Origin of the sequence: Chryseobacterium sp. IHB B 17019 (assembly GCF_001456155.1) — a bacterium.
Lineage (GTDB): Bacteria > Bacteroidota > Bacteroidia > Flavobacteriales > Weeksellaceae > Chryseobacterium.
Genome location: NZ_CP013293.1, coordinates 2,526,425 through 2,541,475 on the forward strand (window position 1 = coordinate 2,526,425; position 15,051 = coordinate 2,541,475).

15 protein-coding genes are annotated in these 15,051 nt (G+C 34.6%); 7 read left to right on the forward strand and 8 right to left on the reverse strand.

The genetic code is table 11. From position 1 onward, the window contains the following. Positions 1-52 precede the first annotated feature (52 nt). The 5 genes from ATE47_RS11670 to ATE47_RS11695 form a co-directional block, all read right to left on the reverse strand. Positions 53-2,047 (reverse strand): KUP/HAK/KT family potassium transporter, encoded by a 1,995-nt coding sequence (locus ATE47_RS11670; RefSeq protein ID WP_062162135.1) that lies wholly within the window; start codon positions 2,045-2,047, stop codon positions 53-55. Between the two features lie 116 nt (positions 2,048-2,163). After that, positions 2,164-3,144: a pyruvate dehydrogenase complex E1 component subunit beta gene (locus tag ATE47_RS11675; protein ID WP_062162136.1), complete on the reverse strand. Its 981-nt coding sequence runs from the start codon at positions 3,142-3,144 to the stop codon at positions 2,164-2,166. A gap of 538 nt (positions 3,145-3,682) precedes the next feature. Continuing rightward, positions 3,683-4,441 (reverse strand): hypothetical protein, encoded by a 759-nt coding sequence (locus ATE47_RS11685; protein WP_062162138.1) that lies wholly within the window; start codon positions 4,439-4,441, stop codon positions 3,683-3,685. A 277-nt stretch (positions 4,442-4,718) separates the two neighbouring features. Then, positions 4,719-5,138 (reverse strand): DUF2147 domain-containing protein, encoded by a 420-nt coding sequence (locus ATE47_RS11690; RefSeq protein ID WP_062162139.1) that lies wholly within the window; start codon positions 5,136-5,138, stop codon positions 4,719-4,721. A 150-nt stretch (positions 5,139-5,288) separates the two neighbouring features. Then, a complete protein-coding gene (locus tag ATE47_RS11695) occupies positions 5,289-7,220 on the reverse strand; it encodes an LTA synthase family protein (RefSeq protein WP_062162140.1) in 1,932 nt (643 codons plus the stop codon). Positions 7,221-7,367: 147 nt separating this feature from the next. Between ATE47_RS11695 and ATE47_RS11700 the strand changes: the two genes are divergently transcribed. The 5 genes from ATE47_RS11700 (at position 7,368) to ATE47_RS11720 (ending at position 10,727) form a co-directional block, all read left to right on the forward strand. Next, positions 7,368-8,081, forward strand: a complete 714-nt coding sequence (locus tag ATE47_RS11700; RefSeq protein ID WP_062162141.1) for a CDP-alcohol phosphatidyltransferase family protein — start codon at positions 7,368-7,370, stop codon at positions 8,079-8,081. Positions 8,082-8,168: 87 nt separating this feature from the next. Then, complete coding sequence (locus tag ATE47_RS11705) at positions 8,169-8,933, forward strand: 3'-5' exonuclease (protein WP_062162142.1); 765 nt, start codon at positions 8,169-8,171, stop codon at positions 8,931-8,933. Position 8,934: 1 nt separating this feature from the next. Next, on the forward strand, positions 8,935-9,333 hold the full coding sequence (locus tag ATE47_RS11710) for a putative signal transducing protein (RefSeq protein WP_062162143.1): 399 nt from the start codon (positions 8,935-8,937) through the stop codon (positions 9,331-9,333). A gap of 291 nt (positions 9,334-9,624) precedes the next feature. Continuing rightward, a complete protein-coding gene (locus ATE47_RS11715; RefSeq protein WP_062162144.1) occupies positions 9,625-10,230 on the forward strand; it encodes a fumarylacetoacetate hydrolase family protein in 606 nt (201 codons plus the stop codon). A gap of 59 nt (positions 10,231-10,289) precedes the next feature. Next, entirely contained in the window at positions 10,290-10,727 is a 438-nt protein-coding gene (locus ATE47_RS11720; RefSeq protein WP_062162145.1) for a universal stress protein, read from the forward strand. An 82-nt stretch (positions 10,728-10,809) separates the two neighbouring features. Here the strand turns inward: ATE47_RS11720 and ATE47_RS11725 are convergent, their stop codons facing one another. After that, positions 10,810-11,043, reverse strand: a complete 234-nt coding sequence (locus ATE47_RS11725) for a DUF6341 family protein (RefSeq protein ID WP_062162146.1) — start codon at positions 11,041-11,043, stop codon at positions 10,810-10,812. Between the two features lie 42 nt (positions 11,044-11,085). Between ATE47_RS11725 and ATE47_RS11730 the strand changes: the two genes are divergently transcribed. Both ATE47_RS11730 and ATE47_RS11735 read left to right on the forward strand, forming a co-directional pair. Next, a complete protein-coding gene (locus tag ATE47_RS11730) occupies positions 11,086-11,991 on the forward strand; it encodes a DUF6427 family protein (RefSeq protein ID WP_062162147.1) in 906 nt (301 codons plus the stop codon). Positions 11,992-11,997: 6 nt separating this feature from the next. After that, positions 11,998-12,582, forward strand: a complete 585-nt coding sequence (locus ATE47_RS11735; protein WP_062162148.1) for a DUF3109 family protein — start codon at positions 11,998-12,000, stop codon at positions 12,580-12,582. A 90-nt stretch (positions 12,583-12,672) separates the two neighbouring features. On the opposite strand, the gene ATE47_RS11740 is transcribed toward ATE47_RS11735, so the two are convergent. Then, the gene (locus tag ATE47_RS11740) at positions 12,673-13,365 is read right to left on the reverse strand and encodes a hypothetical protein (protein ID WP_062162149.1); all 693 of its coding nucleotides are present in this window, start codon (positions 13,363-13,365) and stop codon (positions 12,673-12,675) included. Between the two features lie 115 nt (positions 13,366-13,480). Next, positions 13,481-14,815 (reverse strand): trigger factor, encoded by a 1,335-nt coding sequence (locus ATE47_RS11745; RefSeq protein ID WP_062162150.1) that lies wholly within the window; start codon positions 14,813-14,815, stop codon positions 13,481-13,483. Positions 14,816-15,051: the final 236 nt, after the last annotated feature.

Sequence of the window (15,051 nt, forward strand, 5' to 3'; positions counted from 1 at the left end):
CAAATTTATTGATTTTTTATTTAATATATACTGGATGGCCGTGTTAAAGAATTTAACTATTATGACGAATAAATTCGCACTGCTCAATTTTTGATTTACCTACACAATCTTCCGTCATAGGCGCGGATTCCACTACTACATTGTGCGAAGTAATTCCCCAGGCTTTGAAGTCATCACTACCAATATATTTAACAAAATTGTAGAGATTTAAGATAATTTTCTCTTTTACCGTCAAAAGAATATCGTTGATATAGGTATTATCTATAATAACATACTTAAGATCCGGCGGTATATTGTGAGCTCTCAGCGAAGGATGACTGCTTCTTGAAGGAATTGTTCCGTCTGCCATTAAGTCCCTTAAAACCATATCGAAATAATCATTAATTCTTCTGTCAATCTTAAATCCTAACATGAAATTAATTTTATAGATAGTTCCCGGAAGAACTTCATCCACCGCATATTTGAAAGTATACGGATCTTCCTGATTGGTAATACTTAGGATAAAATAATGATCTGCTCTTTTCGGTTGTTTTTTAATGATTGAATAGATGATTTTTGATTCTATCTCATCATTTCTTTTTGCCCTGCTCAGGTAAGCTAAATTGGTTGCATATTTAGGAATGGTCTCATCCAGCTTCATGTCTTTTATAATCGGAATATATTTATCCAATTTAATAAACTTGATGAATTTTGTTTTGATTGACCTACCGTTGTACCAAGCGTACATACAGATTCCAATGAATCCTCCTAAAATTACCGTAATCCAACCTCCTTCAAAGAATTTGATAATATTTGCACTGAAGAACCCTAATTCTATGGATAGATAAACCAAAGCAAAAACAAGAATAAATACTTTATTCACTCTATGCTTCAGTAGCCAGAACAATAATAGCATTGTTGTCATGAGCATCGTAACCGTAATTGAAAGCCCATAAGCAGCTTCCATTTTACCCGATTCTCTAAAGTGAAGCACCACAATAATACATAAAATAAGCAGTCCCCAGTTGATTCTCGGAATGTACATCTGCCCTTTTACCCCTGAAGGATAATCAATTTTCTGGTTTGGCCATAAATTAAGAGACATTGCTTCGGAGAAGATCGTGAATGATCCTGTAATCAAGGCCTGACTGGCAATGATTGCTGCTGCCGTAGCTAAAATTACTCCTGGAACAATCATCCATTCTTCCATAATTCCGAAGAAAGGGTTGACTACTGAAAAGCCCGGTGTTCCATGGTTGGTTAAAAGCCATGCTCCCTGTCCGAGATAGTTTAAAATCAACATTATTTTTACAAATCCCCAGCTTACTCTGATATTTTTTGCACCACAGTGACCAAGATCTGAATAAAGTGCTTCCGCCCCTGTTGTACAAAGGAAAACTGCTCCTAAGATAATGATTGCACTTGGAGAATCTACAATCAGCTTATAAGCATAATAAGGATTGAATGATCTTAAAATCTCCAGATTTTCGCTTAAATGAGAAACTCCCAATCCACCCAGAACCAAGAACCATATTACCATCACCGGCCCGAAAAACTTACCAATAAAGCTGGTCCCGAACTGCTGAACCACGAAGATTACTATTAAAATTCCAATAGTAATAGGCACCACCGGCGTATGAGGATTATAAATTTCAAGACCTTCAATCGCCGACATTACCGTAAGTGAAGGTGTAATTACTCCATCTGCGACAAGTGCGGCTGCTCCTACTATAGCAATAAGATACAGCCAGCCTTTTTTTAAATTTTTAACTAAAGAAAATAAGGCTAAAATACCACCCTCTCCTTTGTTATCTGCCCTAAGAGCAATAATAACATATTTAAGAGTTGTCTGAAGGGTAAGCGTCCAGATAATACAGGACAGAGCTCCTTCGATATACTCGTTGAAAGGCATTGTACCCTCTTCTCCTCTGGCGTTCACAATTGCTTTCATTACGTAAAGCGGTGAAGTACCAATATCTCCAAAAACAATTCCCAGAGAAACTAAAACTCCAATAAAAGAAAGCTTTTTAATATCAAAATGATGACCACCTTCTGTAACTTCTGCCATATCAGCTAATTTATTTTAAAAGCGCAAATTTAAATCAAATTTATAACCTAGTGAACAATTATCCATGAATAGAATAAATGAAAAAACTTCCTTTCGGAAGTTTTAGTCTATAATCATTACTTTACGTACATTGCTTTTTTGATTTCTTCTTTCACTTTTTCAAGCTTAGGGAACCATTCTGCGAATAATGCAGCAGAGTAAGGTGCAGGAGCATCAGGAGTAGTAATTCTCTTGATAGGAGCATCCAAATAATCAAATGCTTTCTGCTGAACCATATAAGTAATTTCAGACGCCACAGAATTGAACGGCCAAGCTTCTTCCAAAACAACCAATCTGTTTGTTTTCTTAACTGAAGCTAAAATCGTATCATAATCCAATGGACGAACTGTTCTAAGATCGATTACCTCTACAGAGATACCTTCTTTAGCCAAATCTTCAGCAGCCTGAATAGCCAGCTTCATGATTTTTCCGAAAGATACCAAAGTAACATCTTTTCCTTCTTTCTTAATATCTGCTTTTCCGATCGGGATATAATATTCTTCCTCAGGAATTTCCATTTTGTCTCCGTACATCTGCTCAGATTCCATGAAAATCACAGGGTCGTTATCCTGAATCGCTGTTTTTAATAATCCTTTTGCATCGTAAGGGTTAGAAGGAACCACTACTTTAAGACCCGGGATATTAGCAAACCAGTTTTCAAAAGCCTGAGAGTGTGTCGCTCCCAATTGACCTGCCGAAGCGGTAGGACCACGGAAAACGATAGGACAATTCCACTGACCACCACTCATCTGACGGATTTTAGCCGCGTTGTTGATAATCTGATCAATCCCCACTAATGAGAAATTGAATGTCATATACTCTACAATAGGCCTGTTACCATTCATCGCTGCACCTACAGCAATCCCTGAAAAACCAAGTTCAGCGATGGGTGTATCGATTACTCTTTTAGGGCCAAATTCATCCAGCATTCCTTTTGAAGCCTTATATGCACCGTTGTATTCCGCAACTTCCTCCCCCATTAAAAAAATGGATTCGTCTTTACGCATTTCCTCGCTCATTGCCTGTGCAATTACCTCACGAAAAGTATATTCTGCCATATTCTTTTGAAAAATTTAGACTACAAAAATAGTGTTTTTTTATTATTTACATAATAAAAACGACATCTCATTGAACAAGATATTTGTATTAATTTTAATTTAAACTAAAATTTTCTTCTACTTTATTTATTTCTTTATAGTTTTCTTTAAAATTACAAAGTATTTTACCGTACGTTTTTTGTAGAAATTTGTTTCAGCTACTCAGATTCAGTGAGAGATAAAAGTAACGGAACTTGGTTGATTGTTGAAATTATGAATTACATAAGATAATAAAAAAAGAATAGAGTAAATTCTATTCTTTTTATTGTTATTGATTACTTTTTGTTAATAATAAATGTTAAAAATATACCAGCCACAACGATTAAAAATATTATAGAAGCCAAAATAAGAGCTCCCAATGCAAAGTAAAATCTCCAATTTTCATCAGTATTCAAATAAATCAGGTTCTTATTAAATATTAAAATCGTGACTATTAGAATAGCAGATGCTAATGTTACCGAGTTAAATATTAAAAAACGTTTTAACATATTATTTATTTTTAACAACCAGGTGTTACTAAAGCACCAGTAAGCATTCCTGCCGCTGAACCTAACGAACCTCCTGCCCAACATCCAACAGCTGCACCAACAGCAGTTCCAACTGGACCAGCTGCGCCACCAATAGCGGCTCCAACACCACCTACAGCTCCACAACCTGTTACTAAACCTGTTGTATGCCCCGCAACCATAGCTGCTATACATCTCCATTTAAATCTTCCAGTAGTATTAGTGAGATACATGCTTTCAATTCTATCACCCATTTCTACAACTTTCATTTGAAAAACAATACCATTTAATAATATTGCCTGTTCGTTAGAATCTAAATTTTTATCAATTGTAATATTTTTTTTAATCCCATCAAGGTACTGAATGTAGGAATTTACATCAGTAAAGTTTTGGTATTGAATAATTTGATTATTATATGATGCAAAAGTTTCTGATACTGTAAAATCTTCCATAGCTGAACCTCCTCCTGGATAACCCAAATCTGCCAATTGTTGATTAAAGAAGCTATCAATATTAGAATTGTCAATTTCTTTGTTGCCATATGAAATAAATGTTTTTTCCATAGCAGAAATCATATCGTCAATTACTTTTTCATTATAAGTAGCGTTTGGCACTTTTGCTAATTCTTGACCTGATGTTGATTTTAAAGTTTTAACATCTTGAACATTATTGTCAGTCCTCATGTCATCACTTCCACAAGAATTCATAATTAAAAGTCCTGAAGTTAACAATAGATACGTAATTTTTTTCATAAGTCGTTTAAATATTTATTAATTCACTATTTATAGAAAACAAATATAAGTATAATTTTTATTGAAATAATATCAAGATCTTAGTTTCCGGATTATAGTAAATTCTACACTTGTGAGGTACGCTGATTTTCCTTTAAAAAACTTATAAATGTTTTTTCCAAGTTTGTGCTCATATTCTATAAGTGTGCAGATTTTTTTTTCGTTACAATTTTTTAAATAAAAAAACGACACTTCTAAATGAAATGCCGTTGTATTATTTTAATTTTAATAAATTCGATTAATTAGCTTTCTGCCAAGTCTGCGTTCTTCCAATTAAAGATAAACCGATGTATCCTCTTACATTCAGGTTATCTCCGCTTTTTGTGATGGTACATTTATACGTTTTTCCTGTTTTAGGATCTGTAATTGTTCCACCGGTAAATTCATTGCCGTCTTTTTTTAAACCTCTGATAATTTCCATCCCAAGAATAGGCTTGTTTTTTCTGTCGTCTTTACATTCTGTACAGTTCGGGTTGGCCGGTTTTATTAATAACTGAGAGATTTTTCCGTAGTACTTACCGTCTGACTTTTTATAGATCTCAACAATAGATTTTGCCTGTTTTGTTTCATCATCAATTGTTTTCCATTTTCCTTCAATTTGTGCAAAAGACATTACACTGAAAAGTGAAAGTATAAATGTCAATAATAATTTTTTCATATTCTTTTATTTTTAATTACGATAAAATATTTTTGTTGTCTAATTACTGTTAAAAATAGAAATTAATTTCAAACAAACAAAAACTTTTATTATCCTAGGCATATATAACAATAGATATACCAAATTTTAGAATTAAACATTTATTAAACACTAATACATTTTCCTGTTGATCACCCTGTTCATATAATCCTGATACCATGCTTTGGCAATCTGCTTCCCTTTTTCTGTTTCGGGATTGTTTTTTAACTGGTCTGCAATATTTTTTTCGAGGCCGAGATCCGTTTTGTCGAAAATTCCTACTACTTCTTTTCCGTCAAAACGATAAATATAATTTCCAATGATGAATTGCTCAACTGTACCGTCAGAATTAGCGATAATCGGTGAATACTGCTTTTCACTCACTAAACTTCTTCCCCAGCTTCTGATCTTTTTATTATATCCAATTAAATCTGCCAGTGTTGGGTAGATATCAATCTGTTGGGCAAACTCATTATTTATTCCCTTTAAGTTATATTCAGTATTCGGAGAATATAATATTAAAGGAACCGCAAAACGATTCATAATCTTTTCATATTCGGAATAATACACTTCATTGGTGTGATCTCCGGTGAATACAAAAATGGTATTATTGAACCAAGGTTCTTTTTTTGCTGTTTCAAAGTATTTTTTAATCGCATAATCCGTGTATTGCATCGGCTCATGCATTTGATTTTTCCCTTTTTTGAATTTCCCATTGTATTTTTCAGGAATTTTAAAAGGGTGATGCGAAGAAGCCGTGAAAACTGTAGCCATAAAAGGTTGGGATTTCCCTGTATTTTTAGCAAAATATTGTAAAAACGGTTCATCCCAAATGGCCCACATTCCGTCGAAATCTTTATCGTTGTTATATTCTGTTTTCCCGAAATAATGTTTAAAACCTAAAATATTTCCAAAACCTAAAAACCCCATCGATCCGTTCGGAGCCCCGTGATAGAAAGAAGTGTCATAACCCATTTCATTACAAATTGAAACAATCGACTGTATTTTCTGATTTGAATAAGGTGAACTCGTAAATGCATCCGTCAAACTCGGGATTCCGGCCAATACAGAGCTCATCCCGTGGATCGACTGTCGTCCGTTCGCAAAAGTATTCGGGAAAATCAAACTTTCATTGGCTAAACTATCGATAAAAGGTGTGTATGAAACATAATCCTTGATATTTTTATCCTTATTAAAAGCTCCGGAATACTCTCTGCTAAAGGATTCCACGATAAAAATGACAATATTCGGTTTGTTTTCAACCTTCCTGTCGTATATTTTATAAGGCTGAATATTTTCATCAATAAATTTTTCATCAACAAAATGAACTTCCTTAAAATTATTCGTATTTAAAGTCCTGAAAAACGAAAATGTGCTATTCAGAACCATATTTCCCTGGGAAGGAAGCTTTACAAAACGGTTCGCATCCACAAGGTTGATCGGTCTTGTACTGTGCTTAAAATCGCCACGAATTCCACCAACAGCCAAAACCGCCACGATACAAAGTGTAAGAACCGACCAAATGAAATACGGAACCAATTTTACAGGTTTTTGTTCTGTAACTTTTACTTTTTTATAAAGGAAAACCCAAAACCACATCAACACTACAAACCAGATCAAAACATAAGGATTTTGCATTATTGAAGCCGTAAAAACCTTGAAGATATTGTTTTCGTGCTGTGCAACCTGAAGCGCTGCGGAAGTCAGTCTCATCTGAGAAAATTTGAAATACACAATATCCCCGAAATTCATGGCATACGTAATCCCGTTGGTGATAAAATACAGCCAGAAAAGAAACTTTTGGTATCCTTTTTTTGTATTAATGATAATCGGAATGATGCTTAACAGGATAAATAGAGCATTTACATATAAAATTGCTGTCGTATCAAACGCAATACCGTGGAATGAAAGGCTGAAATAATCTGATATGGATTCAACTTTTATCAATCCCCTATTGAAAAACCAAAACAAAAATCTTGCAATCTGATAGAAAAAATATGCTAAAAAAATCCTGTACAAAAGTACCAGAACTTCCTGTTTTCTAAATTCTTTAAAAAATTTCATGCGCAAATTTACACCAAATTCACATAAAATTAATGTAACAATTTAGCAATCTGAAAATGTAACAACAATTTGTTTTTCGTTAAATTGGGACACTGTTACATTGATAAATTGCTATATTGTTAAATATATTGTATTAATTTTGTGGCTATGAATTTTATTAAAAATAATCTTGCCAACGCCATTACATTGGGGAATCTTTTTTCAGGCTGTGTAGGTGCAATTCATCTGATTTTGGGTGATTACCAGACGACTGCGATCTGCATTATTCTGTCCTTGATTTTAGATTTTTTTGATGGTTTTGTGGCGAGGGCGTTGAAGTCAAACTCCAACTTGGGAGTCCAGCTTGATTCTTTGGCTGATATGGTGAGTTTCGGCTTGCTTCCGGGGCTGACTTTATATGCAGCACTGGAACCATTCGGGAACATATTTTTAGGAACTGAACTTCCTTTTGAAATCAAATATTTAGGATTATTTGTTACGCTTTTCTCTTGTTTAAGACTGGCAATCTTTAATCTTGATGAAGATCAGAAATATTATTTTAAAGGCTTAAATACTCCATCTAATACAATTTTAATATTCGGATTGTATTATGCCCAGAAAGAAAGTGGAGGTTTTACCTTTTTATTTGAAAATCCATTGTTTTTATTAGTATTCACGGCAGTTTGTTCGTGGCTTTTAATTAGTCCTATCAAAATGATTGCGATGAAATTCAAATCAATGAAATTACAGGATAACTATCCCAAACTGGCTTTATTAATAGGCTCAGTTATTATTTTGACTATTTTTAAAACCGTCGGAATTCCCATGGTGATTATCTATTATATCTTAATATCAATAATTTTTCAAAAACAACTTAAATAAAGTTATAAGTTTTGAGTTATCAGTGATAAGTAATTTAACTGTCGCAATAACTCATAATTCATAACTAATAACTCATATCTTAGAAAAATGAATTTAAAACTACATAAACCGCTCTGTGTATTCGACTTAGAAACTACAGGAACCAATATTGGGAAAGACAGAATTGTAGAAATCTGTATTTTAAAAGTAAATCCGGATGCTTCAAGAGAAAGCAAAACATGGCGTGTAAATCCTGAAATGCCAATTCCAAAAGAATCCAGTGAAATTCACGGGATTTATGATGAAGATATAAAAGATGCTCCAACCTTCAGGGATATTGCTCCAAAAATTATGGAAATGCTTGCGGGAAGTGATTTGGGAGGTTTTAATTCCAACCGTTTTGATGTTCCTTTACTGGCTGAAGAACTGTTGAGGGTGGGAATTGATTTTGATTTAAGTAAATTCAGATTGGTGGATGCACAGACCATTTACCACAAAAAAGAACCGAGAAATCTCAGTGCCGCGTATCAGTTCTATTGTGGGAAAACATTGGAAAATGCACACTCTGCAGAAGCTGATGTGATGGCAACCTTTGAAGTTTTGGATGCACAGGTCGGAAAATATGATGACATTCCGAATGCAATCGGGCCGTTAAGCGAGTTTACTTTCCATAATAAGCATGCTGATCTGGCAGGATTTATTGGGTATAACGAAAAGCTGGAAGAAGTTTTCAATTTCGGGAAATATAAAGGACAGTGTGTGAAAGTGGTTTTCAAGAAAGATCTAGGCTATTTCGGATGGCTTCAGAATGCGGAATTTCCGTTGTATACCAAGAAAGTTTTCACAAAAATACAGCTGTCATGCAGATTTTAATATGAGCGAATTAGTTAAGTTTAAATTTTACGAAACTGCACTTCAGGCTAACAGGGACAAACAAATCCTTGCTGAAAGCGGTATCAACAGCTTCATTGCCAATGAACAGCTTATCCAGTCGGATTGGTTGCTTTCTCAGGCTGTTGGCGGAATTCAGCTGCAGGTTTTTGAAGAAGATCTGGAAAAAGCGAATCAGGTGCTGCAGGATTACAAAGAAAATGAAGAATATTCATTGGAGGTAGAACATACGATTGAAAATTCTGAGTTTGATTTTGTTTGCCCGAAATGTGGATCCAATCACATCTACAGAGATGATAGTGCGACAAGCTTTTTTGGGGTTTCTATTTTGACGAGCCATAAGTTTGTTTGTTATTATTGTGGGAATGATTTTGTGCATTAAATAATAAGGACGCAAAGACTAATTATGTTTTTGCGGTAAGAATTCCCCTCCTTTGGAGGGTGGCGAAAATTCAGAGAATTTTTGACGGGGTGGTTTTCAACAGCATTCATTTCCTAGCCCCGATTGCAGCGGCATCCTTTTGTGGAGCGCAGCGAAACAAAAGATATAGCGGAAAGCGGGAAATAGCTACAAAAAAAGAATGGAAGCCAGAAGGTGGAGAATGGGAGTTGTTTTGATTGAGAATAAATTTATTGAACATTTAAAACTTCAATAAAAATTAAATAAAAAATTATGAAAATAATCTGCATAGGAAGAAATTACAGCGAACATGCGAAAGAATTAGGAAACGAAATCCCTGAAAAGCCTGTCATTTTTATGAAGCCGGATACAGCCGTTTTGAAGGGGAATGATTTTTATATTCCTGAGTTTTCGGATGATGTGCATTATGAATTGGAAGTAGTTGTGAAGATTTCAAAAGGCGGAAAATACATCCAAAAAGAGGTTGTTCACAAACATTATGAGGAGATCGGTCTGGGAATTGATTTTACGGCGAGAGATCTTCAGGGTGAGCTGAAATCTAAAGGGTTGCCCTGGGAACTGGCCAAAGGTTTTGACGGTTCGGCGGTAGTAAGCAATTTCTTCAAAAAAGAGAGCTATAATCTTGATTCCTTGAACTTTTCATTACTAAAAAACAAAGAAAAAGTACAGGACGGAAACACGAAAGATATGATGTATACGATTGATGATATCATTGCTTTTGTTTCTCAATATTTCACTTTGCGAGTGGGTGATCTGATTTTCACAGGAACCCCGAAAGGAGTTGGAAAAGTGGAAGAGAATGATATTCTTGAAGCTTACCTTGAGAATGAAAAAATTCTTGATATCCGAATATTATAAGTAATTTAATATAACCTTTGGCATAATTTTCTTATCTTTAAATAACAAAATTCAAGGTTATGATAAATATTGTATTACCCGTAGATTTTGGGGACAAAACAGAACAGCTTGTAGACGGAGCAATAAAATTCGCAAAACAAGTAAATGGCAAGATTTTCCTGATCCATGTTGCCCCTTCGGATATTGGTTTTGCCATTGGTGATATGGGATTTCAATATTTTCCGGAGGTCGAAGAAAATGAGATCAGAGAAGAGCTTATTCAGCTTAATAAAATCGAGCAGAGAATTCTTGCTCATGATGTAAATTGTGAACATCTTTTGAAACAAGGTATCGCTAAAGATATTATTCTTGAATATGCGAAAGTGAAGCACGCAGATTTCATCGTAATGGGCTCGCACGGAAGAAGCGGAATCTATGATGTTTTTGTAGGAAGCCTGACGAAAGGAATCACAAAAGATTCTCACGTTCCGGTGTTGGTGTTGCCGATTCACGACTGATAAAGCCAAATTTTAATCGTTAATAATAAAAAAGCCGACCAAATTAACAATTTGATCGGCTTTTTACTATATAACCAATTAATTAACCTTCTTTTTTATAGATGTTCGGATCGTAATACGGGTGATTACCCTCCGTTGGAGAATAGTAGTCTTTATCTTTATCACCTCCCAGCTTAGCCACCAAAACGTAGCACCAGTAAGTGAACAATGCACAGCAAACTATAAACAGAATCCAGTTTAAAACATTACCGAAAGCATCAAAGAAACCGAAAGACCATTTGAAAACTTTGCTTAAGAATAGAAAGAAAGACGTCATTATTTTCCTTTTTTAAATTAACTTTGTACAAATTTATAAAAAATGTTTAAATTACTTTCAAAAGAAAGCAATATTTTTTCAATTCCTGTTTATATTGGTTTTCTTCTTTTAATAGTAATATTTTTTAACATACTGAATTTCAATACTTATGAAGCAATTATTGCCGGAATTACCTTCTTGGGAATTGCTTTGGGATATTTCTGTTTTCATAGCATTGCCCTGAATTATCAGACTCATCTGCCTTTATTTTTGTATACATTTTTTGTTTTTGGACTTTATCCCGGTAATTTGGACATCGGAATTGCCGTTTCACTGCTTACGAATTCCTTTCTTTTGTTACTTTTAATGAGTACCAATGAAGACATCAGAAAGAAGTCGTATGTTTTGGTTGGTTCCATTATAGCATTGAATTTTATTTTCCTTCCTACCACGTGGCCAATGGCAGTTTTTGTGATCATTCACGTCATTGCGACTTCAGCGAGAGTCAGCTTGAATCTTTTCAGGTTTTTGCTGGGAGTTATTTTGATAGGGCTTGGATATTTTTCGGTTATGATTTTTATGAATTTTACAACTTGGAATATCGATTATTTTCCTTTCGGGAAGATAAAGCTGGTGACGGATTATGTAGCATTATTTCCTTTGATTCCTATTGTTTTAATGCTGATTTACGCCGTTTATGACCATTTTAAAAATTATAATAAAAAGAGCCCTGTAAGCCGCTACAAATATACATTTCTACTGGTATTTTCTGTGGCTCAGCTGATTACGATTATTCTTTATATGAATAAAAGTTATGAATATTTATTGCTTCTTGCCTTTCCTTCAACCATCATTATTAGTAGGATGTTGAAGTTTTTACCTAAATACTGGATGCAGGAAGTAAGTGTATGGTTGATTATTTTTAGTTTAATTGGCTTTAAGGCCGGAACTTATTTTGATTTATTTTAAAAGATTATGATTCAGATAGATGATAAATTGATCTCCGAAGAAATTTTTTCTGAAGAGTTTGTCTGCAACCTTTCGAAATGTAAAGGTGCATGTTGTGTGGAAGGAGATGTGGGTGCTCCGTTGGATAAGAACGAACTGGAAATTTTAGATAGTATTTTCGATAAAATCAAGCCTTATCTTACTCAGGAAGGTATCAAAGCCCTTGAAGAACAGGGAACCTGGACCACTGACCCGCAGGACGGAATGTATGTAACGCCGATGGTGGAAAATCGCGAGTGTGCTTATGTAACTTTTGATGAAAAAGGAATTACAAAATGTGGAATCGAAAAGGCCTATGAAGACGGCGCTATTGACTGGCAAAAGCCTATTTCATGCCACCTTTACCCGATCCGCGTGACGGAATATTCTGCTTTTACAGCCTTGAATTATCATGAATGGAATGTCTGCAGCGATGCCTGTGCATTAGGAAAAGAACTGCAGGTTCCCGTTTATAAATTCCTGAAAAATCCTCTGATCAGAAAATACGGCGAAGAGTTCTATGATGTCCTGAGCGGAGTTGCCGAAGAATGGAAAAAGGAATATGGGTCTTAAACCAAAGGAAATTAAATAACTTTTAAATTAAAATAACAAAAACCGTAGAAAACATTTCTACGGTTTTATATTTTAAAGACAAATCATTATTTATTTAAAATCTGCGTCTGTAACTCCGGAATTGATAGTAACTTTTGTTGTTTTAATTGTTACTTTTTGTCCGTTTCCTTCAGCTTCAATCTCCGCAGGGAATTTGATTCCGTCAACAGTCATGTAGCTTTTTACAGTTGCATTTCCTTCTGTAGCAGAAGATTTATACAGCAATCCTGTGGAAGCGTCAAAATAGAATTTTCCTTTATCAGAATTCAGGACGTTGTAATCTTTTCCATCTATTTTTTCAACTGTTACGCTGGAATAGCTTGCAGGATCGTAAGACAGGGCGTCAATCACCTTACTTTTCTTTAATTCTGCAATTTTATCAGCCGGAATATCGTGCTTTTGTCCCATTTGGTCAAAATATCCTTTTTCTCCATCAAAAAACTGAACCATTTTCTGTCCCATTACAGACTGCTCAGATTTGAATTTGTTCCCCATTTTCTTAGTTACCATCATTACTTCAGCAGGTAATCCCGGTACAGTAAGGGTATTTTCAATAACGGTAGTTTTGATGGCTTCCAATTTATCTTTTCCTCCAAGAGCTTTCAGATAGCTGTCTATCACTTCTTTAGGGGTTAGTTTCGACTTTACGGCTTCCGTTTTCGCGGAAGTAGAAGTGGTCTGCTGCGCAGCTACTGATGTGGAAAAAAGTACGGCACAGAAAAACGGAATGATGATCTTTTTCATATATAAAGTTTAGGGCGTAAATATATGAATATTGTGTGAAATATATTATGAGTTAAAGCATCAAAAAAAACCTCCGAAATTTCCGGAGGTTTTACATTATTTATAATAAAATAAATTATTTTTTAAGTTCTTCTAAAAATTCGTCGTGAGAAATTTTAGTCTCTTTTTTAGTTGCTTTTTCAAGAATAACATCTTTAAGCTTCGTCATGGCAACTTCAGAAGAAATTTGTCTTACCTGCTCCTGGTCTTTCAACATTTCAACAGCATATTTCTGGATTTCCTCATCACCTAAGTGGTGGATTCCGTAGATCGCCAATTGGTTTCTCACCAACTGCTCAGCCTGCGCCAAAACATCTGCATAATCCAACTGGATTTCGTTGTCCGTCATCAATTTTCCTTCGATGATCTGGTATTTCAATTGGTTTTTCTCAGCTTCAAGGATTTCCTTAGCCTGAGCTTCAGACTGGATATTTTGGTTTGAGAATACCAACCATTTTACCAAAAATTCTTCAGGAAGTTTTACTTCTTCTTTTTCAGAAACCTGCTCCAATACTTTATTCACAAAGTGAACATCAGCATTTTGCTGGAAGTATTCATCCAATTCAGATTTTACTTTTTCCTTCAATTCTTCTTCAGACTTGATGTTTCCTTCACCATATACTTTATCAAAAAGTTCCTGGTTAAGCTCAGCCAAGTTCAAAGAATAGAAATCTTTTACTTTTACCTCAACTTCATTGTGGTGTAAATGCTCAGCTTCTTCTTTAGAGAATCCTAATTCTTTAGCTAGTTCTTCATCACCGGCAAGAGTTTCTTTGGATACTCTTACAGTACCGTCCATTTTCAAAGATTTTACCAATTTGAAAGCTTCTTTGTTTTCAGCAGTAATGGTAACGTTCTTTGGATGGTGGTGATGCTCTCCTTCTGCATTTTCTTCTACAACCTGAGAAATTTCTAAAGCGATGTAAGAATCTTTAGTGATTTTATCTTGAGGAACCTGCTCAGCGAAACGCTTCTGCATGTTTTCAATGCTCTTGTTGATTTCTTTTTCAGAAGCTTCTACTTTGTAGTGAGGCGCTTCATATTTAGCAAGATCTATTGTGAATTCAGGCTCGTATCCTACTTCAAAAGCAACTTCCAATTGATCAGCGTTGTAATCGAATTCGTTTACAGGCTGAGGAACTGGCTGACCAACTAATCTTAATTTGTTGTCATTAACATAGCTGTTCAAAGCATCAGAAACCTGTTTGTTGATTTCTTCGAATGCAATACCTGCTTCATATTGCTTTCTAACCATACTTAAAGGCACTTTTCCTTTTCTGAAACCAGGAACTTGCGCATTTTTAGCATAATTAATCAATTGTTTCTCAACTTTTTCTTTATAGTCAGATTTCTCCAATGTCACTGTAAGCAATGCACTTACATCATCATGGTTTTGTGCGGTAACCTTCATTATTGATTAAAATTTTAGGTTGCAAAAATATGAAAATTTTATGAAAATCACTCAATTAAAACCAACTTAAAAAGCCAAATATTGTTAAAAGGTAAATAAGATAATTATTGTACTTCTTCTAAAGCAACCATATAAGTAATTTTTAAATCTGTTTTCTCTTGTATTCTTATAAAATAACTAAAGTATATTGAATGGTAGTAAAAAAACAAATTATTTATATAGAAATAAATCTACCA

What these genes read in the sequence shown, in the direction of transcription:
- ATE47_RS11725 (WP_062162146.1), bottom strand. Translation starts at nt 11,043, where the DNA reads ATGACGTCTTTCTTTCTATTCTTAAGCAAAGTTTTCAAATGGTCTTTC.
- ATE47_RS11710 (WP_062162143.1), top strand. Translation starts at nt 8,935, where the DNA reads ATGAGCGAATTAGTTAAGTTTAAATTTTACGAAACTGCACTTCAGGCT.
- ATE47_RS11740 (WP_062162149.1), bottom strand. Translation starts at nt 13,365, where the DNA reads ATGAAAAAGATCATCATTCCGTTTTTCTGTGCCGTACTTTTTTCCACA.
- ATE47_RS11695 (WP_062162140.1), bottom strand. Translation starts at nt 7,220, where the DNA reads ATGAAATTTTTTAAAGAATTTAGAAAACAGGAAGTTCTGGTACTTTTG.
- ATE47_RS11730 (WP_062162147.1), top strand. Translation starts at nt 11,086, where the DNA reads ATGTTTAAATTACTTTCAAAAGAAAGCAATATTTTTTCAATTCCTGTT.
- ATE47_RS11700 (WP_062162141.1), top strand. Translation starts at nt 7,368, where the DNA reads ATGAATTTTATTAAAAATAATCTTGCCAACGCCATTACATTGGGGAAT.
- ATE47_RS11735 (WP_062162148.1), top strand. Translation starts at nt 11,998, where the DNA reads ATGATTCAGATAGATGATAAATTGATCTCCGAAGAAATTTTTTCTGAA.
- ATE47_RS11690 (WP_062162139.1), bottom strand. Translation starts at nt 5,138, where the DNA reads ATGAAAAAATTATTATTGACATTTATACTTTCACTTTTCAGTGTAATG.
- ATE47_RS11745 (WP_062162150.1), bottom strand. Translation starts at nt 14,815, where the DNA reads ATGAAGGTTACCGCACAAAACCATGATGATGTAAGTGCATTGCTTACA.
- ATE47_RS11685 (WP_062162138.1), bottom strand. Translation starts at nt 4,441, where the DNA reads ATGAAAAAAATTACGTATCTATTGTTAACTTCAGGACTTTTAATTATG.
- ATE47_RS11670 (WP_062162135.1), bottom strand. Translation starts at nt 2,047, where the DNA reads ATGGCAGAAGTTACAGAAGGTGGTCATCATTTTGATATTAAAAAGCTT.
- ATE47_RS11675 (WP_062162136.1), bottom strand. Translation starts at nt 3,144, where the DNA reads ATGGCAGAATATACTTTTCGTGAGGTAATTGCACAGGCAATGAGCGAG.
- ATE47_RS11720 (WP_062162145.1), top strand. Translation starts at nt 10,290, where the DNA reads ATGATAAATATTGTATTACCCGTAGATTTTGGGGACAAAACAGAACAG.
- ATE47_RS11715 (WP_062162144.1), top strand. Translation starts at nt 9,625, where the DNA reads ATGAAAATAATCTGCATAGGAAGAAATTACAGCGAACATGCGAAAGAA.
- ATE47_RS11705 (WP_062162142.1), top strand. Translation starts at nt 8,169, where the DNA reads ATGAATTTAAAACTACATAAACCGCTCTGTGTATTCGACTTAGAAACT.